The sequence below is a fragment of the Specibacter cremeus genome (genome assembly GCF_003946885.1).
GTDB classification, from domain to species: Bacteria; Actinomycetota; Actinomycetes; order Actinomycetales; family Micrococcaceae; genus Specibacter; species Specibacter cremeus.
Genome location: NZ_RWKQ01000001.1, coordinates 94,131 through 118,449, shown reverse-complemented (window position 1 = coordinate 118,449; position 24,319 = coordinate 94,131). Strand labels below are relative to the sequence as shown.

The 24,319-nt window shown below is 67.4% G+C and carries 21 protein-coding genes; 12 read left to right on the top strand and 9 right to left on the bottom strand.

Translation table 11 applies throughout. The features are described from left to right. Positions 1-77 precede the first annotated feature (77 nt). Positions 78-1,223 carry a non-hydrolyzing UDP-N-acetylglucosamine 2-epimerase gene (gene wecB / locus EJC77_RS00520; protein ID WP_125609611.1) on the top strand — a complete coding sequence of 382 codons (1,146 nt, stop codon included), beginning with the start codon at positions 78-80 and terminating at the stop codon, positions 1,221-1,223. Between the two features lie 119 nt (positions 1,224-1,342). Here wecB and wecC read toward each other — a convergent pair whose 3' ends face one another. The 4 genes from wecC to EJC77_RS00500 all read right to left on the bottom strand — a co-directional run bounded on the left by wecC (position 1,343) and on the right by EJC77_RS00500 (position 6,556). Further along, positions 1,343-2,629, bottom strand: coding sequence for a UDP-N-acetyl-D-mannosamine dehydrogenase (gene wecC, locus EJC77_RS00515; protein ID WP_125609610.1), 1,287 nt, complete (start codon positions 2,627-2,629; stop codon positions 1,343-1,345). A 318-nt stretch (positions 2,630-2,947) separates the two neighbouring features. Further along, positions 2,948-4,075, bottom strand: a complete 1,128-nt coding sequence (locus EJC77_RS00510; protein ID WP_125609609.1) for a glycosyltransferase family protein — start codon at positions 4,073-4,075, stop codon at positions 2,948-2,950. After that, the gene (locus EJC77_RS00505; RefSeq protein WP_164520263.1) at positions 4,072-5,229 is read right to left on the bottom strand and encodes a glycosyltransferase; all 1,158 of its coding nucleotides are present in this window, start codon (positions 5,227-5,229) and stop codon (positions 4,072-4,074) included. Before EJC77_RS00505 ends, EJC77_RS00510 begins: the two co-directional genes overlap by 4 nt. 10 nt (positions 5,230-5,239) lie before the next feature. Continuing rightward, a complete protein-coding gene (locus EJC77_RS00500) occupies positions 5,240-6,556 on the bottom strand; it encodes an oligosaccharide flippase family protein (protein ID WP_125609607.1) in 1,317 nt (438 codons plus the stop codon). Positions 6,557-6,662: 106 nt separating this feature from the next. Between EJC77_RS00500 and EJC77_RS00495 the strand changes: the two genes are divergently transcribed. Both EJC77_RS00495 and EJC77_RS00490 read left to right on the top strand, forming a co-directional pair. Beyond that, complete coding sequence (locus EJC77_RS00495) at positions 6,663-8,270, top strand: asparagine synthetase B family protein (protein WP_125609606.1); 1,608 nt, start codon at positions 6,663-6,665, stop codon at positions 8,268-8,270. Positions 8,271-8,380: 110 nt separating this feature from the next. Further along, positions 8,381-8,818, top strand: coding sequence for a DUF2304 domain-containing protein (locus tag EJC77_RS00490; RefSeq protein ID WP_125609605.1), 438 nt, complete (start codon positions 8,381-8,383; stop codon positions 8,816-8,818). A 48-nt stretch (positions 8,819-8,866) separates the two neighbouring features. On the opposite strand, the gene EJC77_RS00485 is transcribed toward EJC77_RS00490, so the two are convergent. Both EJC77_RS00485 and EJC77_RS00480 read right to left on the bottom strand, forming a co-directional pair. Further along, positions 8,867-12,256 carry a GH25 family lysozyme gene (locus tag EJC77_RS00485; protein ID WP_125609604.1) on the bottom strand — a complete coding sequence of 1,130 codons (3,390 nt, stop codon included), beginning with the start codon at positions 12,254-12,256 and terminating at the stop codon, positions 8,867-8,869. A 133-nt stretch (positions 12,257-12,389) separates the two neighbouring features. After that, a complete protein-coding gene (locus EJC77_RS00480) occupies positions 12,390-13,286 on the bottom strand; it encodes a glycosyltransferase (protein WP_240629602.1) in 897 nt (298 codons plus the stop codon). Between the two features lie 284 nt (positions 13,287-13,570). On the opposite strand from EJC77_RS00480, the gene galE reads away from it, so the two are divergent. After that, a complete protein-coding gene (gene galE, locus EJC77_RS00475) occupies positions 13,571-14,584 on the top strand; it encodes a UDP-glucose 4-epimerase GalE (RefSeq protein WP_125609602.1) in 1,014 nt (337 codons plus the stop codon). Between the two features lie 96 nt (positions 14,585-14,680). Here galE and EJC77_RS00470 read toward each other — a convergent pair whose 3' ends face one another. From EJC77_RS00470 to EJC77_RS20235, 3 genes are all read right to left on the bottom strand, one after another. Next, positions 14,681-16,651 carry a DUF6541 family protein gene (locus EJC77_RS00470; protein ID WP_125609601.1) on the bottom strand — a complete coding sequence of 657 codons (1,971 nt, stop codon included), beginning with the start codon at positions 16,649-16,651 and terminating at the stop codon, positions 14,681-14,683. Between the two features lie 182 nt (positions 16,652-16,833). Next, positions 16,834-17,097 carry a hypothetical protein gene (locus EJC77_RS00465; RefSeq protein ID WP_125609600.1) on the bottom strand — a complete coding sequence of 88 codons (264 nt, stop codon included), beginning with the start codon at positions 17,095-17,097 and terminating at the stop codon, positions 16,834-16,836. After that, on the bottom strand, positions 17,094-18,008 hold the full coding sequence (locus EJC77_RS20235) for a class I SAM-dependent methyltransferase (RefSeq protein ID WP_164520261.1): 915 nt from the start codon (positions 18,006-18,008) through the stop codon (positions 17,094-17,096). Before EJC77_RS20235 ends, EJC77_RS00465 begins: the two co-directional genes overlap by 4 nt. Before the next feature lie 269 nt (positions 18,009-18,277). On the opposite strand from EJC77_RS20235, the gene EJC77_RS00455 reads away from it, so the two are divergent. The 8 genes from EJC77_RS00455 (at position 18,278) to prfB (ending at position 24,119) form a co-directional block, all read left to right on the top strand. Further along, positions 18,278-19,501 carry a TadA family conjugal transfer-associated ATPase gene (locus EJC77_RS00455; protein ID WP_125609599.1) on the top strand — a complete coding sequence of 408 codons (1,224 nt, stop codon included), beginning with the start codon at positions 18,278-18,280 and terminating at the stop codon, positions 19,499-19,501. Next, positions 19,501-20,355 carry a type II secretion system F family protein gene (locus tag EJC77_RS00450; RefSeq protein ID WP_125609598.1) on the top strand — a complete coding sequence of 285 codons (855 nt, stop codon included), beginning with the start codon at positions 19,501-19,503 and terminating at the stop codon, positions 20,353-20,355. Before EJC77_RS00455 ends, EJC77_RS00450 begins: the two co-directional genes overlap by 1 nt. Then, positions 20,352-21,293 carry a type II secretion system F family protein gene (locus tag EJC77_RS00445; RefSeq protein ID WP_125609597.1) on the top strand — a complete coding sequence of 314 codons (942 nt, stop codon included), beginning with the start codon at positions 20,352-20,354 and terminating at the stop codon, positions 21,291-21,293. Before EJC77_RS00450 ends, EJC77_RS00445 begins: the two co-directional genes overlap by 4 nt. A gap of 58 nt (positions 21,294-21,351) precedes the next feature. After that, a complete protein-coding gene (locus EJC77_RS00440; RefSeq protein ID WP_125609596.1) occupies positions 21,352-21,633 on the top strand; it encodes a hypothetical protein in 282 nt (93 codons plus the stop codon). Positions 21,634-21,653: 20 nt separating this feature from the next. Beyond that, positions 21,654-22,043 (top strand): TadE/TadG family type IV pilus assembly protein, encoded by a 390-nt coding sequence (locus EJC77_RS00435; protein WP_125609595.1) that lies wholly within the window; start codon positions 21,654-21,656, stop codon positions 22,041-22,043. Then, complete coding sequence (locus EJC77_RS00430; protein WP_164520260.1) at positions 22,024-22,476, top strand: hypothetical protein; 453 nt, start codon at positions 22,024-22,026, stop codon at positions 22,474-22,476. Before EJC77_RS00435 ends, EJC77_RS00430 begins: the two co-directional genes overlap by 20 nt. Before the next feature lie 86 nt (positions 22,477-22,562). Continuing rightward, positions 22,563-22,967, top strand: a complete 405-nt coding sequence (locus EJC77_RS00425; protein WP_125609594.1) for a pilus assembly protein TadG-related protein — start codon at positions 22,563-22,565, stop codon at positions 22,965-22,967. A 36-nt stretch (positions 22,968-23,003) separates the two neighbouring features. Next, positions 23,004-24,119: a peptide chain release factor 2 gene (prfB, locus tag EJC77_RS00420; RefSeq protein ID WP_125609593.1), complete on the top strand. Its 1,116-nt coding sequence runs from the start codon at positions 23,004-23,006 to the stop codon at positions 24,117-24,119. The last annotated feature ends 200 nt before the right edge of the window (positions 24,120-24,319 follow it).

The window sequence follows — 24,319 nt, the reverse complement described above, 5'->3', positions numbered from 1 at the left end:
TCGCGGCTCACCGGATCGTTCACTTCCCGCAGTCGGCTAAACTTTCATGGTCACCGCCACTCAACTTGGGGGAATCCATGCCCGTCATCATGCCCATCTACGGCACACGTCCGGAGGCCATCAAGATGGCACCCATCATCGCCGCGCTGCAGGCTGCCCCGGAGTTCGAGTGCGTGGTGACCGTGACGGGGCAGCACCGGGAGATGCTGGACCAGGTCAACGAGCTGTTCGGGATCTTCCCGGATCATGACCTGGACATCCTGGAGCCCGGCCAGACCCTGGCGGGCATCATGACCAGGACCATCAACGGCCTGGACGCCCTGTTCGCCGAGTCTGCACCGGATGCGGTGGTGGTGCAGGGAGACACGACGACGTCGACGGCCGCCGCCATCGCCGCCTTCTACCGCGGCATTCCGGTGGTGCACGCCGAGGCGGGGCTCCGGTCGGGAGACCTATTCTCGCCCTTCCCCGAAGAGGCGAACCGGAAGATCACCTCGCAGATCGCCAGCCTGCACCTGGCGCCCACCAGCACCAGCAAGGCGAATCTGATCGCGGAGGGTGTGGCCGAGGAAGACATCGTGGTGACCGGCAATACCGTCATCGACGCCCTGCTGACCACCGTCGGCAAGCGGATACCGTTCACCGATCCGCAGCTGGAAGAGCTGGCCGCCAGTGGCCGGCGGGTCCTGCTGGTCACCACGCACCGGCGGGAAAACCAGGGCGAGGCCATGCGCGGCGTGGGCCGGGCGCTGGCGCGTATTGCCGCCGCGGAGCCGGACCTGGTGATCGTGCTGCCGGCGCACAAGAACCCCGTGGTGCGCGAGGCGGTGCTCCCCGCCCTGGAGGGGCTGCCGAACGTAGTGGTCACCGAGCCGATGGCCTATGGCGAATTCACGCGCCTGCTGTCGCTGGCGCACGTGGTGCTGACCGACTCCGGCGGCGTCCAGGAGGAGGCGCCGAGCCTGGGCAAGCCCGTGCTGGTCATGCGGGAGAACACGGAACGGCCGGAGGCCGTGGTGGCCGGCACGGTTGCGCTCATCGGCACCGACGAGGAGCGGATCGTCACCGAGGTGGAGCGGCTGCTGCACGACGCGGCGCGCTTCGAGGCGATGGCCAACGCCGTGAACCCCTACGGCGACGGGCGGGCCGCGGCCCGGACGGCCGCTGCCATCGCCGAGCTGTTGGGACTCGGGGAGCGACTATCTGATTTTGATCCTTCTTGAAACCGTCAGGCCGACTGAACGCCTGGAACGAAGAGCATGCCGACGGGCGCTATGCGGTTAAAGGTGGTTCGTGGGAAACGGATTTCCCACGAACCACCACTAGTCATGAAACGCGGCAGTCACACCGGGCTGTTCACGAACTGGGCTGTTTTCGAGGCGGGCAGGATGCCCTTGGTGTCGAGGACGCGCTTGCCCTTCAATAGGAGGGGGTCGATTGACTTGACCTCGTCGTGGTCTACGAGCACGACGACCAGATCCGAGCGACTGACGGCTTCGTTCACAGGAAAAAGTTCGACATTCGGCATGTCACGGAATTGGGACGGCAATTCCTCGACGTTTGGCTCCGCAATATTGAGCCGGCGATTTGGCAGTGACTGGGCGAGCGCCGCGGCAATTTCGACGGCGGGCGACTCGCGAAGGTCGTCAATATTTGCTTTGAAGGCCAGACCCAAGACTGCGATTTCAGCACTGCTGGGCAATTCGTTGAGGACTTCTTGGATGCGGTTGCGTACCCAAGCTGGCTTCGAGTCGTTTGTCAGGCGCGCCTGCTTGATCAGATTGGCAGCTTGTGGTGCAGCGGACACGATGAACCATGGATCTACCGCGATGCAGTGGCCTCCGACGCCGGGGCCTGGCTGGAGGATGTTCACGCGAGGGTGATGGTTTGCCAACCGAATTAGTTCCCAAACATCGATATCCAAAGAATCAGAGATCATCGAAAGCTCATTTGCAAATGCGATATTGACGTCCCGATATGAGTTTTCGACAAGCTTGGCCATTTCAGCGGTCTTGGCATCGGTTAATAGGATTTCTCCTTGACAAAACACTCCGTACAAGTCGCGAGCGCGCGCGGCCGCTTCAGGCGTGATGCCACCGACAATGCGATCGTTTGTGACGAGTTCAATCATGACGCGACCCGGCAGGACCCGCTCCGGGCAGTGCGCCAGGAGGATCCGAGGGAGACCGTTCTCACCGTCAAGGCTGAGGTCAGGACGCAGCTCGAGCAGCACGTCGCCCAGATGCTCGGTTGCACCGGGAGGGGAAGTGGACTCCAGGATGATCAGTTCGTCGCCTTGAAGCTGCGGCGCGATGCCCCGTGCCGCTGATTCGATGTAGCGCAGGTCAGCGCTTCGATCAGCGTTGAATGGAGTGGGTACGGCGACGATATATGCGTCAGCCGAAGGGGTGTCGCGCGTAGCCTTCAGTTTTCCCGTACTGACCGCTCCAGCAACATGGATACCCAAGTCAGGCTCGACGAATGGAACTTGCCCGGCGTTGACCGCATCAATTGTTCGTTGGTTGACGTCGACGCCGATTACATCAATGCCATTGGTAGCAAGTATCGCGGCCGTGGGAAGCCCTATGTAGCCAAGGCCGATGACCGCTACAGTATTGATTTTTGTCATTTGATTCATTCCCATCAAATATATCGTCTTCCTTCGGGCTTCCGAAGCGCCTTCCTTTGTTGAGGTGAGCACTCATCATCCGGCCACTGCCCGCATAACGGCCAGTATCGCGTCGACAAGTACATCCACAACAGTGACGATGTGATGCACGAGCCAACATAGACTTGCAAGGGTTCCCCAAGCGGTCGGGCCGTCATCAAGTGCGTCCCCGTGATGAACACCCCCGCGGTTCCTGGGACCTGCAGGCGCGGCCAGTGATCACAACCAGGTAACCATTATCGCATGCTCCAAGCGAGCAACCGCCGCGACCGGCATGTTCTAGCGCTTCGCTGGGGCCAGCTGCTTAGAAACCAGATCTTCCTCCACTTGCGCCGCGCGAGCAGCCCAAGTGTGGCTCTCTCGGGTGGCCAGGACCTGGTTGCGCACGGCCTCATATTCCTCGGGGTGGGCGGCCAGCCGCTCGAGTAGGTCACGCAGGCCGGCGGCCCGGTAGGGCAGCACCCAGCCCACGCCGTTCTCTTGGACGAATTCGCCGGCCAGCGAGCCCTGCGCGGCGATGACGGGTTTCCCCTGCGCGAGGTACTCATACAGCTTCAACGGTGCGGCAAACTCCCGGTAGGGGATGGGTTCCAGGAAGAGCACGCCCAGTGACGCACGGTCATAATGCTGCTGCAGGGCAGCACCGCTGTCATGCACCACGGTCGTCCGGCCACCCAGGAGTGGCTCATATTCGGCGCGGTGTGCTTCCCACTGCTGCGGCCTGGTGCACAGGATCATGGTCGCGTCCGCTGAATCGGCCACCGCGGCCACACATTCGTGCAATCTGTAGTAGGCGCCGAGGCCGCCGACGTAGAACAACCCAAGCTTGCCGTCCGGTACCGGCGATTCCACTACGTCGGAACCGGGGGGGAGGGCCCGGCACTGGCTGACTCTAGTGAGCGGCATCTCGGCTGCCATGCGCATGGAGGGCAGGAAGATGCGGCTCACCAGCGTCCGGTATGCCAATAGGTCCAGCCGGTAGAAAGTCCGTGTGCCGAGGGCAACCACGCGGTGGACGGTGCGCGTGTATTCGGGGAAATTCCAATAGATGTCCCGGTAAAAGACACCTACCGGAATGCCGTGGCGCTTGCAGAAGGCGAAGATCCTGTAGTCAAGGAACGGATGGGTCGGCAGCCGGCTTGGTCCGGTCAACGCCGTGGGAAGCGTCGCCGCCTCGGAATACACGAATTCGAAGCGTGCCCCCTCCTTGACCGCGCGCCGCAATCGGGCGAAGGCAGCTGCACGTTCGCGCGCGTGCCCGGATATCTCCAGAACGTCGTAGCCAAGATCCTCGAACGCCTGCCGCATCTTGACAGGTCGGATGCCGCTTGCCGTCTTGGCGTCGGGATTGAGCAGGAACGGGACGTGGTAGACCATGGCCTTGCGGATGGCCGCGGATTCAGTCATGCAGCCACCGCGTCGGCATACAGCTTAGAATACTGGCCCACGAAGGCGTCGCGGGCGCAGTGATTGACACAGATGGACCGGATATGGTGCGGATCGTAGTCGGCGAACGTCTTGCGCATACTCACCAGAGCTTCTCCAAGTTCGTCCCGCTGCTCCACACCGACCAGAAGCCCGTTGCCCTCCCGCACGGCATTGCGCCCCGCCCATGTGTCCGTGGAGACAAGTGGAAGGCCGCACGCCATGGCCTCCCATAGGACCGTGCCGAATGCCTCGGTCCGGCTTGGCATGACGAATGCGTGGTACCGAGAGAATTCCCCGACGATGCCCGATCGGGGAACCGCGCCCACAAAGTCGACCTGGTCGGAGATGCCCCGTGAGGCGGCCAGATCAATGAGGTCCTGGGTGAACGAGGAGTGGCCGGCGATTCTGAGCCGGACATCCGGATCTCCATGGAAGCGGTCCGCGAACGCATGGATGAGCAGGTCAACGTTCTTGTGCGGATCCATGTAAGAGACGTGACCGAACGTGAACGGGCCATTGGGTGTCGGCCGGACCGTGATGTCCTCGAACTGCGGGCTGAGTAACCCCGGCACGTACTCCCACTTGGACAAGCCATAGGCCTGGTCCAGTGCGGGGGCGAAATCGGGCGCGACAGCGACCAGCGCGGATGCGGCCTTGGCTGCTGCCCGGCCACGAGGGCCGTTCCACCGGCCGGCCAGCAGGGGGAGCGAGGAGATCCGGTGTTCGGTCACTATGAACGGGATCTTGAACTCTTCGGAAAGCGCATGCGTCACCAAGCCGGCCGGGAACATGGTGTGCGCGTGAAGCACGTCCGGCCGGCCGTTGTCGTCGATGTAGCGGTGCAGCAGGGTCCGCCAGGCATTGAGCAGGATCCTCTCGTTGCCGCCCGGAACCTTCGGGAAGGGCAGGACGCGATCCCACAAGTAGGTGTCGAAGCCGGAATCCAGGAAGTGCCGGATGCCCGATTTCCTGCCGCGCAATTGGCTGCGGGAATACACGGCAATGCCGCGCACATTCAGCACCCCCACGCGATGCCCCGCCAGGAGGAACGCCTCGGCCTGTTCGCGAAAGAAGGTGCCGGCCAGGTCGGACTCATTCGCGGGATACCAGGATGGAAGGAAGAGGATGTGCATGCAGGGGTCCTTATGGTTCGGTTTCAGACATGACCGGTCCGTGGTTGGGGACGCTGTCGTAGCGGCGGGCGACCCTGAATGCCAGGGCCACGAAAATGAGCAGCATGGCCGCCATGGCAAGGCCCATCGTGAAGACGGCCTGGAGCATGTTCGCATTCATCGTAACAATGATCGCCAACGGCACCACCATGAAGACGGCCGAGAAAAGAAGCAGCACATGTTGCTTCTCGGTGATGACGAAGATGGTGGAAATAGGTGACGTCACCAGGTTCATGAACAGCCACGGCACTAGCGCCTGCGCGTAGGGTCCGGCCAAGTCCCAGTTGCTGCCGAAGAAGACCGGGAAGACCCACGGAGCAAGAACGTAGACCAGGACGAAGGGGACCGCGCCGAACGCGGCGGACCGGACGACGCTCTTCTTCGCCGCGTCGTACATGTGGCCGGGGCTCACCACCGAGAGTTTCTGGAAGAACACTTGGGCCAGTGCGCTGGAGATCAGGGCCGCCGGAACCTCCACCATCCGCCAGGCCATGGAGAACTGGCCCAGGCTGGCGATCGAGTAGAAGCCGATCAGGAGGTTGATGCCGTTGATGCGCACGGCGTCGATCAGCGCCGTCGGGGCATTCAACAAGGGCATGCGCCGGTACCTGTTCATGACGGACAGGCGTTCGTGCACGGTGGGCGCCGTCGAGGGTGCCAGGTCCGGTGTCTTGCGACGCAAGCCCACGATGGAAACGATCTGCCCCACGATGGTGCCGAGGATTAAGCCGCCGACCCCCAACGCCCGGGTGAGGCCAAGGAGGATCTGCACGACCGCCGTCGCACCACTCTGCAACACGCGGTTGGTGCTGATCTGCTTGTAACGGCTGTGCCGGTTGAGCCAGTAGACCAGCGCAGAGATTTCCCCCAACGTGAACGTGCTCAGGCCCACCAGGACAAGCCAAGGCCCCACCGCGGGTGCGTTCATCAGTGATGCCAGCTGCGGGGCCGCGACCAGACAGACCAGCGAGGCGAGCACCCCGGTGAGGAAGGCGATCCACGTGACGGTGCTCTTGAGCGTCCGTGCGGTGTCATCGTCCTTTGGCAGCATGATGGCCATATCGTAGCGCAGCGTTGCCACGGCACTGACCAGGGCCACGATGGATGAATACACGGCGAACAGGCCGTAGTCCGCCGGCGTGTAGATGCGGCTGAGGATCGGGGTGAGTGCCAGGACCACCAGCTGGGCCGTGGCCGTGCCCGTCATGAGGTGGAGCACGTGAACGAGCATCTCGTTCCGCCCGATGGCCTTGCGCGCGCGTGAGAACCACTGCGGCGAAGAAGCCATGGAAACCTCATGTCGTATCGGTGGGGGTGTGTCTGTGACATTCTACGCGTACGACACGTTGGCTTTTCGCGTCCGAGGCGGCGAGCGCGTGCGAGAGAATGGGCACATGTCTTTTGCCGCTCCCGTCCTCACCCGCAGCCAGTGGCGGGTCCACACGATCACCGAAACGCGGAGCCTGTGGGTGTTCGGTGATCCACGCTGCGACGAGGAGCTGCGGCGTGCGCTGGACGACGGCGGAATCACCGGGGACGTGTTGCGCGGCATCCCCGGCCACTATGCCGCCGTCGTCCACGGCCCGCAGGAACTTGTCCTGGTGGCGGACCCGTTGCGCAGTTTCCCGTTGTTCTACACGGTGGGTGACGGTGGTGTGCGCGTATCCGATGACGCCCTTGAATTGGCCGGAACCGGCGCGGACTATGTAGGCGACGCGGATTCGCGCCTGGAGTTCCTGCACGCCGGGTACGTCGCGGGGCGCAACACCCTCTATGCGGGGGTGCGCCAGGTCCAGGCCGGCGAGTTCGTCACGGTGGGTGCCGGTAATGCCGTCGCAGCCCACGTGTACCGCCGGCTGGAGTACACGGACTCGGCGATCAGGGACCAAGACGGGGTCGACGCAGTCTTTTCTGCGGCCCTCGAGACGACTATGTCCCGCTTCCTTGAGTATGCCGACGGCCGGCAGCTGGTGGTGCCCCTCAGCGGCGGCCTCGACTCGCGGCTGCTCAGCGTGTACCTGCGCGAGGTGGGCTACGAGAATGTGGTGAACTTCACGTACGGCACCGGCCGGACCAGGGAGGTGCTCATCAGCGAGGCCGTGGCGGCCGCGCTAGGCCAGCGCTGGCACTTCTGCGAGTACCGGGAAGATTCCATTCGTCGCGCCTGGGATTCCCCGGAGACCGCGGAATTCATTCGCTATGCGCACGCCGGCGCGTCGCTTCCCCATGTCCAGGACTGGTACGCCGTCCGCTGGCTCCGCCAAGAGGGCCTGGTCGACGACGACGCCATCTTCCTGCCAGGACACACGATCGTGGGCAACATGCACGACGAACCGGTTCTGGACGAGGACTCCACATCACGCGAGCGCATCCGCGACCTCATCTTGGGCTATCACTATGCACTCCAGCCCAACAATAGGGAAGTCACCTCAATTGTGCGGCTGCGCGCCGCCATTGATTCGTTCCTGGACGAGGTGGGCTATGACGGGTCCGTCACCGCACGCCTGGCGGCGCTCGAATACTGGAACGTGCGCGAACGCCAGACGAAATACATCAACAATTCCATGCGCAACTACGAGTTCTTCGGGTACGAGTGGGCGCTGCCTATGCTGGACCGGGAGGTATACCTGGCCTGGGGGGAGTTGCACCCCGATATCACCCGCAATCGGGACTGGTACCGCGGCTACGTCAATCGACGCTACGCCGCGGTGACGGGTGAGGAGCTGGGTACGTTCGCCGCCAGCACCGTCTCCGCCGGCAAGCGCCAGGCCGTGAAATCAGTCCTCCGACGCATCGGCCTCCTTGGCGCGGCCGAACGCACCATTACGGCGCGAACAGTCCAGAATCATCCCATGGGCTTCAATTGGTTTGTCACGGGCAAGTCTCCGGCCGAACTGTACCGATACGTCCTGCGCGGCGGAACGCCGCTGGGCGAATACGCCGACGAATTCCTGATGGACACCTGGAACAGTCATTGCCGGCTCTTTACCCCTGTCCGGTAGTCTGGGTGGACGTGGGGCCGTCACGCCCTTTCGCCCTGACCGCAATGTGTGCAGCGCCCCGCGAGGGCGTATGACATGCGACACCTTCTTCGACGTCACCAGGTAAACAAGTGCAGATATTCGTTCAAGTCGCCCTAGTCCTCGCCGTCATCGGGGTGTCCTTCGCCCTTATGCGCGGTGGTTCCAACGCCAGGCATCTGGCCATTCGACGCATGATGCTGATGCTGTTCGCTCTCTTGGCCGCGTTCTCCATCTTCTTCCCCACCATCTTGACGTTGATCGCCCGTTTCTTCGGTGTTGGTAGAGGCACCGATCTGGTGCTCTACGCTTTGATCGTCAGCGTCTTGGTGTTCATGGCCACCACCTACCAGCGGTTCCGCCAGATGGAGGAGACCGCGACCAAGCTGGCCCGGCGGCTGGCGCTCGACGAGTCAGACAAGAGTCCATTCCAAGCACCGCCGGCCACCAGTGATCAGATCACCGTCAGCGGACCGGAGGATGACGGGAATCCGCAGGCTTCTGGTGACCGCACCGGAAAGACTTCCTAGCACAAGACTCGGCTGGGAGCTGCGGCGCCACCAGAGCCCCGCCAAGGGCTAGGTGGTGGTGCTCGGCATCCCCCAGGTGCCTGCGGAAACCAGGGGGTAGTAGCGCAGCTCGCCGGTGTTCATCAGGGCTGTGACGCCCGAGCCGGAGGTGAACGACGTGGTCCCGCGGAATTGCCGGACCGCGCCCCACCCGTGGCCCACAACCGGCCGGTCTTCGGGGACGAAGCCTCCTCGCCCGGTTCCACGGTACAGCCTCATGTAGCCCGCCCGGTCGACGGCCAGCACGTCCTGGGTGCCATTGCGGTCGAAGTCGATCATGGCAAGCCGTAGTCCACCCCAGCCGTTGCCGATCTGTTGCGGACTGCCGATGCTGGCCCCGTCGGTGTTCGGCCAGTAGAAGAGGTTCCCGACGGCGTTGGTCCCCACGAGTCCTGGGAACCGTTGCCCCGACCACGGCCCGGTAACGAAGTCGACGCCGGACCACCCGCCAGCCGCCAAGGGGTGTTTGTCGGCGAAGCCGCCCGTAGCCCGCCCGTAGAAAACGGCCACGGCCCCGTTGTTCCACTGGGCCAAGACATCGGCCACGCCGTCGGCGTTGTAGTCAACGGCGTGGATTGACTTGATGCCCGTGAACCCGAAGCCGATCTGGTAGGGCGCACCGTACCGGCCGTTGCCTGTCGCCGGTCGGTCCCACAGCCCTCCGGACGCGTCGATGGTGAGGACGTCGGAGGTGGACGCGAGCGGCGCCGACCGGGTGAGCACCTTGCTGCCGGCGATCGTGAAGGCTGACCAGCCGGTCCCCACTTGGGTGGCCCGGCCCAGTCCGGCCGACGTCAAGGAGTAGTGGACCAGTTGGCCGCCCGCCGTCCTGGCCAGCAGGCCGGCCATCCCGACCGACGCGAACCCCGTGGCGGGGAGCAACTGCCCGGGTGAGACCGGGCCGCCGTCGAGCCTGCGGGGGGTCTCCGCGATGAAGGCACCGGCACCGTTCGAGCGGAACAGCGTGAGTCGGTTGACATAGTCCAGTGTGACGATGTCAACCCGGCCATCGCCGTCGGCGTCCACCATGATCGGGTGCATGCCGCCGAAACCGACACCGATTTGCGTGGCCGGACCCAGCCCAGTGCCCGTCGATGCGTACGAGCGCAACGTTCCGTCCGGTTCCCGGGACACGATGGACGGCAACCGGGTTGCCGTCGTCCATCGTCCGGCGGTGATGTCTCTGCCGGCCCACCCGGAGGCGTCCATCGTGATGGGCAGCTCGAAGCCGCCCCGTGCGGCTCCGCGGTAGACGCTCAGGCGCCCCGACGACCACTGGACGAGCAGATCGAGGGTCCCGTCCGCGTCCCAGTCAACCACATGGACCGAGATTGTACCGACAAACCCGGCACCGATCTGGACCGGCATGCCGATGTGACCAGTTGTCACCGGGTACCGCCAGAGGATGCCTCGGGAATCGACGGCGACGACGTCTGCCGCGGCCGGTATCGATGGTGCCGGCGTGGGCTTGGGCGCCGGCTTGGAAGGCGCCGGTGTAGGCGACGGTGACGGCGCCGGTTGTGCTGGGCCGGCATTGATCGTCTCGCCGCCGGCGATGAGGAACGAACCCCAACCGTTGCCGATCTGGCGCGCAGAACCGATGGTGGAGTTGCCCGGCACGGGGTAGTAGAGCAGGGCCCCCGCCTTGGTGCGTGCCACGATTCCGACGCTGCCCGCGCCGGCGAACCCGGTGCCGATGCTCAGGCTTGTCATGGTGTTCCAGCCGTTGCCGACCACCCGAGGCGTTTCCTGGGTGAAGTTGCCACGACCGTCCGACCGGTACAGCCACAGCGCGCCGGCGGAGTCCTGGGCCAGGACGTCCTGGTTCCCGTCGCCGTCGTAGTCGACCATGACCAGGTTCAGTCCGCCCCACCCGTTGCCAATGGTGCGCGGGGCGCCGAGCCCGGCACCGGACGGGTTGGGCCAGAGTGTCAGGGCACCGGTGGCCGAGCGGGCCAGGATTTGCGGGTAGTTGCTGCTGGAGAGCCAGTAGCCGATGGTCAATTGGCTGCCCGCCCAGCCCGATGTGGCCAGGGTGGGGCCGACATCGAACCCGCCCGACGGCGAGCCCAGGTAGACGTTGACCTTGCCATTGGTCCACTGGGCCACGAGGTCGAAAGTGCCGTCGGCGTTCCAGTCGATCACGTTGATCGAGCGCAGCCCGAGCCAGCCGTTGCCGATCTTCCGCCGATCGCCGAACCCGCCCGCCCCGTCGGATGGGTAGTCCCACAGCGTCCCGGACGTGTCGGCTGCCACCACGTCGCCCGGACTGGCGATCGACGGAGCGGGAAGGGAGGCCGACCCTGCGGTGGCGAATTTCTGCAACCCGGCCAGGGTTCCGTTCCAGACATTGGAGTCGCCGGCGAAGGGCCCGTTGTCGCTGTACTGCCACACGCTGTATGTGCTCCAGCCGCCCGGCATCAATGGATTCGTCGTCCCATAGGCGGCGATGTGCAGTGGCTGGTTGGTGAACGCCGTCGAGTTGCCCGTGCAGTCCTGCCACCAGTAGTAGTTCGTGTAGATCATCGGCAGCCGGCCGGTCCGGGCCAGGACCTGGTTGGAGAAGGACTTGATCCACGCGACCATCTGCGCCGCGCTGTACCCATAGCAATGCGGCAGGCCTGAGTAGTCTTCCATGTCAAGGAGGGGTGGCATCGTCTTGCCATCGGCGCTCCAGCCACCGCCGTTGTCGACGAAGAAGTTGGCCTGCGTGACTCCGCCGGATTGGTCGGGGCGGGCGAAATGGTAGGCACCCCGCAGCATGCCGACCTTTGAAGCTCCGGTGTAGTGGGATGAGAATGAGGCGTCTTTGAACGACGTGCCTTCGGTCGCCTTGATGTAGACGAATCGGGCGCCCAGGGCCCACTGACGGCTCCAGTCGACCTGGCTGACGGTGTGGGTCGTAGCGTCGGCCTGCCAGCCGCTCACATCCATTCCCAGGACACCGGCCGGAGTGCCGGAGGCGGACATGGGCTCGGCGGCGGATGACACCGATTTCAGCCGCTTTTCGTTGACGGTTCCGCGCAGGTGGCGTTCCCGGCTGGATATGCCCTTGGACAGGCTCATGCCCATGTAGGCCCCGTACTTCGCCACGTCAGCCGCGTCGGGGGACGCCTGCGGTGCCGCCGGAGCGGTGGCGGCAGGCGTGGACGACGGCGGGGTAGTCGCCAGGGTGCGTGGAGTCGGGCTCGGCGTGACGATGGAATCCGCGGCCGCCGTCGTCCCTGCCGACGCGCTTGGTTGCCCCGGCGGGGGCGGTGTCGTCGTTGCGAACACGGGGGAGATGCCCAAGGTCAAAGCCAGCGACGCCGCAATCAGGCCGGCTGAGGTCCGCGCGACGACGCGCCGTGGCGTATTGTCGCGAAGGGGCGTGGCCCGGTGGGGATGGTGTTGGCTCATGGCAGTGGCTCCGGGTCAGGGCGGCGAAGATGATCTTGCGTGGCGCCACTCCCGTGACATCACGAAATGTGGCCGCCATCGCCCTGCCAGACTACTAGTGTTGTGGCCCGTGCGCCTGATGTGACACGTGTGACTATTGATGTCTGCGGTGATGTTGGCCGCGGTCTGCCAGACCGGCGTAGATGGCTTCGAGTTTTTCCTCGAGAACCACGGCCGAGTGGTGTTCCAATGCCCACTGTCGGCCACGTTCGGCGATCCGTTCGGCCTCCACCGGATCGTCGAGGATGCGCTCCACGAGCGTGGCCGGATCGGCATCCACGGTGTTGAACAACGGCGCCTGGCTGCCATATTCGTGCTTAAGCGTGAAACGGGCCACGAGGGGGCGGGCCTGCGCCATGGCCTCGAGATCGGCCAGACCGAGCGCACCGAACGCGATCTGCCCCACCACGACGTCGGCGCCTGCGAGCTGGGCGCGGAACCGATCCTCGGGCATGTGCGGCAGCAAGGTCACGCCCGCGGCCCGTGCCTGGTCCTTGTGGATTCCCCAATCGAGACCCAGGAGTTCGAGCCCGGGCCGGTCGCGGCGCAGCGACTCCGCGGCGCGGACAAGCTCCACGGCGCCCTTGGAGTCATCCCAGCGGCTGGCGAAGAACACGCGTCGGCCGGTTCGCGGCTGCGTCGGCGCCACGATTGTTCCGGCCGCCGGCGGCAGCGGTGCCGGAAACCAGGTCGCGTCTGGCCGCAGTGCGTGGACGGCGTCCGCCATGTCGGGGGTCGAATACAGCACGGCGTCGGCCGTTGCGATTGAACGACGGACCACGGGACCCAGCACACGGGAGTTCAGGTCCTGTCTCACGTCCGTGCCGTGCAGGTGAAGCACAACGTGATTTCGACCCCAGCCGTAGTAACCGGACACACCGTAGTTGATGTGGAGGATGTCCGGGCGCGGCCGCAGCATGCGGACGGTCACCAAGTCGCACATCCGCCGACCGGCAATCAGAGCTGCGTTGGCCCCTCGCCCGGCGGGCACGCCGCGCAACGACCAGTCGAGTCCCTTGCCACGGGCGATTTCAATGACATTCCGCGAGGTACCAGATATGTCGCCCAGGTGTAGGACGCGCAGTTGCTTTTGATGTCCAGTCATGAGGTTTTCCCAATCTGCTCAGGTAGCACGCACGGTAAGGGACGGGCGCCTTGAAGTAATTGCGGCTAAGGTGTAAGTCGTCCACATCAACGAACCATTCGGCAAGCCGCCGGAGCCATCCGCGACACAACGTCAGAGTCTACTGTGCCGTTCCCTATAGGCTTGAGCCCATGAAGGTTTTGGTTACCGGCGGTGCCGGATACATCGGCTCGCACACCGTGCTTTGCCTGTTGGAGGCCGGGCACGACGTCGTCGTCCTTGACAACCTGGCCAATTCGTCGGCCGAATCGCTGCGCCGCATCGAGGAATTGACCGGCCGGGCCGCGGCGTTCATCGAGGCGGACCTGCTGGACGCCGCCGCCGTCGACCGAGCCTTTGCCGGTGCCGGCATCGACGCCGTCATCCATTTCGCCGGGCTGAAGGCCGTCGGCGAGTCCGTGGCAAAGCCGCTCATGTACTACCAGAACAATGTGGTCGGCACCCTGAACCTGCTGGCAGCCATGGACGCGCACGGCGTCAAGACGCTCGTCTTCAGCTCCTCCGCGACCGTGTACGGTGCCAGCGAGGAGGTGCCGCTGGTCGAGAAGATGCCGCTGGACGCCACGAACCCGTACGGCCGCACGAAGGAGCAGATCGAGGACATCCTCACGGATCTCGGTGCCGCGGACCCCACCTGGCGCATCGCGTTGCTGCGCTACTTCAACCCGGTCGGCGCGCACGAATCCGGCCGCATCGGGGAGGATCCGCGCGGCATCCCGAACAACCTGCTGCCGTTCGTCGCCCAGGTGGCCGTGGGCCGACGCGAGAAGGTCATGGTGTTCGGCAACGACTACCCGACCCCCGACGGCACCGGCGTGCGCGACTACATCCACGTGATGGATCTCGCCGCCGGCCACCTGGCCGCCCTGGACTACCTGCCCGGGCACGACGGCGTCTTCCGCTGGAACCTGGGCACCGGGCGCGGATCCTCCGTGCTGGAGGTCATCCACGCCTTCGGCGAGGCGGCCGGGGCGCCCGTGCCGTTCGAGTTCGCCGCCCGCCGGCCCGGCGACACCGCGGTCAGCTTCGCCGACCCGTCGGCCGCCCTGGCGGACCTGGGCTGGTCGGCACACCGGAACCTGGCCCAGATGTGCCAGGACCACTGGCGCTGGCAGCATGACAACCCGCAGGGGTACGAGGTCTAGCGGGACCGTCGGCCACAGGCGATTTCGACAGGTGATTTCGACAGGCTCAATCACCGGTGGTCGAGCCTGTCAGATCGGACTTGTCGCGGCCGGGGGTTACCCGCAGGCCGTGATGCGGTACAGCTTGGCCGCGCCCTCGTGGTCCACGAGCTCCAGTCCAGGGGTGGTCGCCAACTGTTCGGACGTGGGGAACGTGTGGTGCATGCCGTTGATTTCCCGGGGCCCGAAGTCCAGCACGTAGAACGATCCAAGCGCCTTCACGGCCGCGCACACGGCCGGGTCATGGTTCACGCTTGGCAGGTGCTGGATGAGGGTCTGGTCGTCCGGCCCCGGCGACGAGCTGACCGCCGGCAGGACCACCCGCCGGTTGGCCAGCGCATAGGCCAGCGCGCCCCCGGTCCCAGGGTTGTCGACGATGATCCCGTTGGTCGGTACGTGCTCGGGGACCCGCAACAGCAGCGTGTTCTCATCCGTCGTCAGGAGCGCCGAATCGGAAGTCAGCGCATACTGGGCGCGGGCCTTGCCCTGCGCCGACGCGACGGCATACCCCTGCGCCAGCACGATGACGGCAACCCATCCGACGGCGCCGACGGCCAGGGCCACCCTGCGCCGGCCCACCGGCTGCAGCGCCGTAATGGGCTTGGTCGCCATGGCCAGGCCGAACAGCCACTGGGCCCCGACAGCGGCCACAGGCAGCGCGAAAACGGGCAGCATGGCGGCCAGCCGGTAGCTGTCGTTGTACCAGACACCCGTGAAGAAATTGCGCAGGTCGTCCTTGGCGAAGGCGGAGACGACGATGAACAGGAAGCAGCTGATGGCGAACGCGCCCAGCAGCCAGTACCCGCGGCGCCGGCGGAACACTGCGTAGATGCCGACCAGGGTCAGGGCGGCCACCAGCCAGGGCGTCGGGCGCCCCAACGGGCCGTTGGTCAGGGCCTCGCCAAAGGCCTGTGAAATGGTCTGCACGGGCGGCCAGAAGGAGGCTGCCTTGCTGGGCCGCACCACCCCCCACATGTAGTTGAGCGTCACTACATACGCGGCCACCACCACCACGGCCCCCGCGGCCCAGGGCCACGCCAGCTGCCCGCGCACGGCGTCCCGCACCCGCAGCACCAGCCACGCCACCAGCGGCGCCAGCGCGAACACGCCGAAGGCCATCAGGACGCTGGGGTGTGCCAACGCCAGGCCGGGCAGGCCCGCGGCAATCAGCACGGCGGCGAGCACGGGCCCCGGGCGCGGCTCCACGGACACCTTCACCAGGTCCGCGGCGAGGGCCACGAAGACCGGAAGGACGGTGAGGGCCAGGAAATTCGGGTACAGCACGCCGAATTCCATCAGCAGGTACGGGAACGCGCCGAAGGCGGCCGCCAGGGCTCCGGTGGCCAGGAAGGTCGCCGGCCGCGTGCCGAGGACCCGGCTGGCCAGGTAGATGGACGACGTGGTCCACACCAGGGCCCCGAGCACCATGTTGACCGCATTGACCCCAACCGGGATGGGCACCGTGGTGGCGCCCACCACCAGTGCCACCAGGTCATGCCAGGCGGCCGGGTAGAACATGGACGGTGACACCGGGTCCAGGGTGCCGATGTTCAGCGAGGACCCATTGCCGGTGTTCAGGATGAACCTGATCGCGTTGAGATGGAAGACGTTGTCGTACGTCTGGGAGATGTTCGCCGGGTTGATGAAGATCTTCGCAAACCGGATGCCGAGGATGAGCACGGGCACGGCGAATCCGGCCGCAACGCTGAGCGCCAGGGGGAGTGGTGGCCACGTCCACGGGGCGCCGCCGCGCCCTTCGCGGCGCCGCCGCAGGATGAGCGGCAGCCGGGCGGCCACGGCGATGGCGCAGGCGACGATCGTGACGACCGCCAGGACGCCCAGGGACCAGCGGACGTGGACCTTCTGCGCGAGGATGGCCCCCACCGAGACGAGGGACACGGTCAGCGGTGCGGCGGTGGCCGCCCAGGCCAGCCCGCGCGTGCCCAGGCACCGGGCCAGCAGGGCGCCGGGCACAAAGATGATGAGCACCGCGACCAGGATCGTCGGAACAGTCTGCAACCAAGTCATGAAATTCTGTAATTCTCCTACGGCTCGCTCGCCGATCCCTCGAAGCGAGTTCCCCCGCAGGTCTTTGCCGATTCTAGCAATCGGCCGTCGAGGGTCTCGCTCCCCAGCCGCTCCCCGCCCTCGCAAGCTCGGTCGGGGCCCCTCGCGCCCGTGGGCCCAGGCTCGACCACCGACAACCCGGCCTACCTCACCAATTCCGTGAACGCCACGTCCATCAGCTCGGCGGCGCGCAGGTTCAGCCGGCGCGATTCGTCCAGGTCCCGGTTGAGCACGTCCACGGTGGCGCGCAGCTCGGCCAAGCCCCGCTCGGCCGCCTCCAGGCGCCCACGCAGTTCGGCGACCTCCTCCGGCAGCGTGGCGCCGGCCCGCAGGGCCGCCGCGGTGCCCGGACTGACCCGGTCGACGGCCTTGACGATGAAGCGCTTCGGCGCGCTGTGGTTGCTCATGGGGTTGCCTTTCGGATGATGTACGACAGGGCCGCACCGGCGGGCCCGGGCTCGTCGAGGAAGTTGGCGCGTTCCACGGTCAGGCCGTAGAACGCCAGCCGGCCGGTGAGGTCCCACGTGTCGAAGATCGTCTCCCCGACCGGCTCGAACGGGTCGCGCCGAAAACCGGACTTGGGGTTGCGCATCTGCAGGTAGGCCCGGCCGCCGCGGCCCAGCAGGTGCTTGAGGGCGTACAAGGTCACGTCCCGGCCCAGGTAGTACAGCCCGTCGACCACGTTGCGGGCCACGACCGTGATGGGCGCGTCCGGGCCGGCCAGTTCGGCGGCGCCGCGCACCACGGCGGCCATGTCGCGCACCGAATTCTGGTTGGCCACCGCGAACCGGACCGGCCCGCCGCCCCCGCGGGCGGCGTCGTGCTCCTCCGCCAGCTCCCGGGCGCGGGCGATCGCCGGACGGCTGAAGTCGGTGGCCAGCACCCGGTGCCCGTGCGCGGCCAGGTGGCGGGCGTCGGCACCGAGGCCGCAGCCGAACTCCAGCACCGTAGACCCGGCCGGCAGCTCGACCGCCAACCAGGTGGCCAGCACCGACGGTTCCCCGGTCACGGAGGCGCCAATCCGGGACCGGTGGAAGTCCTCCCAGTCCTCCCGGAACGCGTCGAAGTGGTTCAGCCACCAGAAGTAGCGCCGCCCGGCCGATTCCGGCGTCTCGAAGCGGAACGCCGGATCGGGCGTGCGCCACGTGGGGCCGTAGATGGCGGCCAGCATGGCGTCGGGGTCGGCCGGCGCCGGCAGCGCCCTGTCCCCGGCGGCCACGGTGCCCAGGGGCAGGATCGGCACGTCGGCGGCCCGTTCGCGGGCGTGGAACGTGCCGTGGAACCAGCCGTCGCACACGAAGTAGCTGAAGATGTCCACGTAGTAGCGGTCCGTGTAGGGGCCGGCTGGGGTGCCGCTGCCCGGGAACAGGTCGAACCAGCCTACCTGCGTGAAAGCTGGGAATTGGACAAAATTTTGGGGTGAACCAGCGTGTTGTCCACAATCCCGGCCGAGCTCTGGTGTTATGGCGCATCCCCGGCTAGGCTCGTGCACCACTCGCACTATTGCTTGACACTCAAGTTGCTCGACACTCAATTTGTTGCTTGGCACGCATTTGGCGGCCGCCGGATCACGGGCGGAGGGGAAACGTGGATGCAGTCTCGATGGTCGAGGATGAGGTACGCGAACTCATCCGGCGCCGCGGCCTTGATCCGTTGCGCGAAACGGACGCCGTCCGCGAGCTCGTGGCGGCCGCCGTCAACGACTATGACGAGCGGGCGCTGCTGGGTGCCGTGCCGCCGCTGGTGCACGCCGACGCGGTCCGGCGCAGCGTGTTCGACGCCGTCGCCGGGTTCGGCCCGCTGCAGCCACTGCTCGACGACCCGGCCGTGGAGGAGATCTGGCTCAACGCCCCGGACCGCGTGTTCGTGGCCCGCAACGGCGAATCGGAGCTGACCGACCTGGCCCTGACCGACGGGCAGGTGCGCGACCTCGTCGAGCGGATGCTCAAGAGCTCGGGCCGCCGGCTGGACCTGAGCTCCCCGTTCGTGGACGCCGCGCTGCCGGACGGCTCCCGGCTGCATGTGGCCATCCCCGACATCACGGCCCGGCACTGGTCGGTGAACATCCGCAAGTTCACGGTCCGGGCCAGCCGGTTGGAGCACCTGGTCGAGCTGGGCTCGCTCACCCCGCAGGCGGCCCGGTTCCTGGGCGCGGCCGTCAGCGCCGGGCTGAACATCCTGGTCTCCGGCGCCACCCAGGCCGGCAAGACGACGCTGCTGAACTGCCTGGCCGCCAGCATCGGCTCCCGCGAACGGGTCGTCACGGTCGAGGAGATCTTCGAGCTGCAATTACCGTTGCGTGACGTGGTCGGCATGCAGTGCCGCCAGCCGAACCTCGAGGGGAACGGCGCCATCCCGCTGCGCCGGCTGGTCAAGGAGGCGCTGCGCATGCGCCCGGACCGGTTGATCGTTGGCGAGGTGCGCGAGGCCGAGAGCCTGGACATGCTCATCGCCCTGAACGCGGGCCTGCCGGGGATGGCCAGCGTGCACGCGAACTCGGCGCACGACGCCGTCGTGAAGATCTGCACGCTGCCGCTGCTGGCCGGCGAGAACATCAACTCGGCGTTCGTGCTGCCCACCGTCGCGTCCTGCGTCGACCTGGTGGTGCACTGCGCCCGGCAGCCCACGGGCCGGCGCCGCGTCGAAGAGGTGCTGTCCCTGGGCCGGCGCGTGGAGAACGGCGTCATCGAGTCGTCCATGGTGTTCAACCTCCGCGACGGCCGCCTGGAGGTGGCCGGGTCGACGCTGCCGGCACAGGACAAGTTCGCCGCCGCCGGCTACGACGTGGCCGCGTTGCTGGGGCACCGCTGATGTCCGCCGTCCTGGGGTTGCTCGGCGGCGTCGGCCTGTTCCTCATCTGGGCGGCGTGCTGGCCGGCGCCGCCCGCCCGCCAGCCACCCCACCGTCCCGACCGGCTCACCGAGTTGCTGCTGCGCGCCGGCGTGGAGAAGGTGCGCGGCACGTCGCTGCTGGCCAGCTGCGCCGGGTTGGCGTTGTTCGCGGCACTGCTCGTGCTCGTGCTCACACGCTCGGCCCCCATCGCCGCCTGCTTCGGGCTGTTCGCCGGGTACGTGCCGATCGCGGCGTTGCGCTGGCGGGCACGACGCCGCTCGGCGCTGCTGCGCGAACTGTGGCCCGACGTCGTCGATCACCTGCGCTCGGCCATCCGAGCCGGCCTGTCCCTGCCGGAGGGGCTGATCCAGCTGGGCGAAAAGGGGCCGCCGGAACTGCGCGATGTGTTCACCGACTTCGGCGCCGACTACCGCGCCAGCGGCCGGTTCGACACCGCGCTGGAGCGGCTGAAGGCCCGGCTCGCCGATCCCGTGGCGGACAGGATCGTTGAGGCGCTGCGGCTCACCCGGGACGTCGGCGGGTCCGACCTGGGCCGCCTGCTGGGCACGCTGGCCGACTTCCTGCGCGAGGACGCCCGGACCCGCAGCGAACTGGAGGCGCGCCAGTCGTGGACGGTCAACGCGGCCCGGCTGGCCATTGCGGCGCCGTGGATCGTGCTCATGCTGCTAGCCACGCGGCCGGAGGCGATCGGCGCGTACAACTCCGTGGCCGGCTGGATCGTGCTGGGCGGGGGACTGGCCGTCTCGGTGCTCTGCTACCGGGTCATGCTGCGCATCGGGGCGCTGCCGGTCGAGGAACGGGTGCTGCGATGAGCGCGGCGCAGGCGCTGGCGTTGGGCACCGGGCTGGTGCTCGGACTGGGCCTGTGGCTGGTGTTCGTCCGGCTGCCGGTCATGCGCCGCACCACGTTCGCCCAGCGCGTGGAACCGCAGCTGCGCAGCGTGGCGTCGCAGTCGCGGCTGCTTGAGGCGGAGGCCGCGCGGGGCGCATTGTTCGGACCGTTGGAGCGGATCAGCAGGGTGGTGATGGGCGACGCCGTTCGCCGGCTTGCGCGGTTCAATGTGAGCACCGCCGGGCTCGCCGCCCGGCTGCAGCAGGCCGGGCGGGCGCAGTCGGCGCTGGAATTCCGGGCCGTGCAGCTGGTGTGGGCGGCCGGCGGCTTCGTGCTGGGCCTGTTGCTGGTGCTGTTCTCCGCCGCGGCCGGCCGGTTGAACGTGTTCGGCGCCATCGCCCTGGCCCTCGGGTTGACGCTGTGCGGGTTCCTGCTCCGCGACCACCTGCTCGGCGTCGAGATCAGGCGCCGGCAGGCCGCCATGCTGGCCGAGTTCCCGGCCCTGGCCGAACTGATGGCGCTCGCCGTCGCCGCGGGCGAATCCGCCACCGGCGCGCTGGAACGGGTCTGCCGCCAGTCGCACGGCGAATTGTCCCGCGAATTCACGATGGTCCTCGCGCAGACCCGCAGCGGCACGCCGCTGGTCGAGGCACTGACCGACTTCGCCCGGCGCGTGCGGGTCCCCGCGCTCGTGCGCTTCGTCGACGGGCTGGGCGTGGCCGTCAACCGGGGCACGCCGCTGGCCGACGTGCTCCGCGCCCAGGCGCAGGACGTGCGCGACGTCGGCAAGCGCGAACTCATGGAATCCGCGGGACGCAAGGAAATCGCCATGATGGTTCCGCTCGTGTTCGGCATCCTGCCGCTCACGGTGATCTTTGCCGTGTTCCCCGGCATCGCCGTCCTGGAGCTGGGGTTCTGAATGGCCGCCACCACCGATTTGTACACCGACACCGCAACCCATCCCAAAGGACCGGACAATGAAGTCTTCACCGAGAACACGTTTCACCGCGGCGACCCTGCTGTCGCTGGCCTGGCTGGCGAGCCTGCCCACCCCACCGTCGGCTCGGCGGGCAGGCTCGACAGCCAGACCGCCGGCGGGCAGGCACCGGGGCCGGGCAGGGGAGCGCGGCGACGTGCCCGGCTGGGTCATGATCACGTTGATGAGCGCCGTCCTGGTCGCCGGGCTGCTGGCCGTCGCGCTGCCGGCCCTGAAGGACCTGTTCAACCAGGCCATCTCACAGGTCAGCGTCGGCAAGTAGCCGGGCGCCCGGCCGGTCGCTTGGTTGGCCGCGCGTCCGGCACCTGTGAGCGCGGCGCGGCGGTCGTCGACTTCGTGCTGGTCGCCGGGCTGGTCACGGTCCTGTTCCTGGCCCTCGTCCAACTCGCCCTGCTCCTCCACGTGCGGAACACGGTGGCGGACGCGGCCTCCTCGGCCGCCCGTTACGGGGCGCTGGCGGACCGGACCGCCGCCGAGGCCCGGGAGCGGGCCGACTACCTGGTGCGCGGCGGGCTCGGCCCCGGCTACGCGCACGAGGTGAGCGCCGTCGTCGAACCCGGCGCCGGCGGCAATGTGCTGACCGTGACCATCACGGCGCCCATGCCGCTGATCGGCCTGCTCGGGCCCGCCCGGGCGCTGGAGGTGAGCGGACATGCCGTCATGGCCAAGTGACCGGCGCCGCGACGGGTCACCGGACGCCCAGGAGGGCAGCGCCGTCGTGGAATTCGTGTTCCTGGCCGTGCTGCTCATGGTCCCGGTGGCGTACCTGGTGCTCACGCTCGGCCAGCTGCAGGGCGGGGCCTTCGCCGTGGTGGGTGCCGCCGACCAGGCCGCGAAGGTGTATGTGCGGATGCCGTCCGCGGCGGCCGGGCAGGCGGCGGCCGAACAGGCCGTGGCGCTGGCCGTGGGCGACCTGGGATTCCGGCCGGGCGACGCGCGACTGGCCATCAGCTGCGACCGCGACTGCCAGGAACCCGGGGCGATCGTCACCGCGCACGTGAGCCTGCGCGTGCCGCTGCCGGTTGTGGCGGCGCTGCCCGGCATCGACCTGGCCGCCACGACCGTCGCGGCCGACGCCTCCCAGAAGGTGGGCCGGTTCCGGTGACGGGTTCCGCGAGGGCGACACCGCGTGCATCGGGCCCGGGGGAACCCGACCCGGGGGAACCCGACCCAGGTGAATACGGCCAGGTCATGGTGCTGCTGATCGGCTTCGTGCTGCTGGCGCTGCTGCTCGTGACCGTGGTCGCCGCCGCGTCCAGCCTGTACATCGGGCAGAAGCGGCTGCTGTCCCTGGCGGACGGCGCCGCGCTCGCCGCCGCGGACACGTTCAGGGTCGCCGGCTCCGCGGCCCGCGACCCCACCGCAGCCCTCACCCAGGCCGGCGTCGCCGCGGCCGCCGCCGGCTACCTGGCCACGAACACCGCCGGCCAGGGGCTGGACGGGGTGGCCCTTGCGCCGGGCACGGGCACGCCGGACGGCAGGACCGCCCGGGTGAGCCTGACCGCCGTCGTCCATCCCCTGTTCATCAACTTCCTGGTGCCCGCCGGCGTGACCATTGAAGTGACCGGCTCCGCCCGCTCGCAACTGGTCCAGTAGCCGGCCCGTCCAACGCATGCCGTAGGCTTGAACATCATGGCTGAGATCGACTTTTCCGCAGAGATCAAGGCGCTGCGCGCCACCTACGTGTCCATTGAGCAGGTGTCGGAGGTTGACAAGCTCCTGGAGGACATCGAGGACCTGTCCGACCAGGCCGGCGCCCCCGACCTGTGGGACGACCCCGCGCTGGCGCAGAAGGTGACCTCGCGGCTCAGCCACGCCCAGTCCAAGCTGGAGAAGCTGCGCGGGCTGGCCGCCCGCATCGACGACCTCGAGGTCCTCGTGGAGCTCGCCCAGGAGGAGGGGGACGCCGACACGCTGGCCGAGGCCGCCAAGGAACTGCCGACCCTGCAGAAGGCGCTGAAGGAGCTGGAGGTCGTGACGCTGCTGGCCGGCGAATACGACGAGCGCGAGGCCGTCGTCACCATCCGCTCCGGCGCCGGCGGCGTGGACGCGGCCGACTTCGCCGAGATGCTGCTGCGCATGTACCTGCGCTGGGCCGAACGGCACGGCTACCCGACCGCCGTGCTCGACACGTCCTACGCGGAGGAGGCCGGGCTGAAATCGGCCACGTTCGAGGTCAAGGCCCCCTTCGCCTACGGCACGCTCAGCGTCGAGGCCGGCACGCACCGGCTGGTGCGCATCAGCCCGTTCGACAACCAGGGCCGGCGCCAGACGTCGTTCGCGGCCGTGGAGGTCATCCCGCTGATCGAGCAGACCGACTCCATCGAGATCCCCGACAACGAGATCCGGGTGGACGTGTTCCGCTCCTCCGGCCCCGGCGGGCAGTCCGTGAACACCACCGACTCGGCCGTGCGCCTGACCCACCTCCCCACCGGCACGGTCGTGTCGATGCAGAACGAGAAGTCGCAGATCCAGAACCGGGCCGCCGCCATGCGCGTGCTGCAGTCCCGGCTGCTGCTGCTGAAGAAGCAGGAGGAGGACGCGGCGAAGAAGGCGCTGGCCGGGGACGTGAAGGCGTCCTGGGGCGACCAGATGCGCTCGTACGTGCTCAACCCGTACCAGATGGTCAAGGACCTGCGCACCGAGCACGAGGTCGGCAACACCTCGGCCGTGCTCGACGGGGACATCGACGACTTCATCGACGCCGGCATCCGCTGGCGCGCCGACAACCGCAACGCCGACTCCTGACCCCAGTGTGGGGGTGGGCAGGCCCTAGCCAGTTCGCTCCCGCCGCGACACACCCCGTTCGTCCCCTCGCGCTCAAGCCCCAGCCAATTCGGGAATTGGGTGGGGCTGCGTGGGTAGGGCCTCGGCGCCAGTGGCACGAGCTGGGTGGGGGTTCAGTGCCACGGCAGCGAATCGGGTAAGCGGCGTGCCGTTCTGCGCAG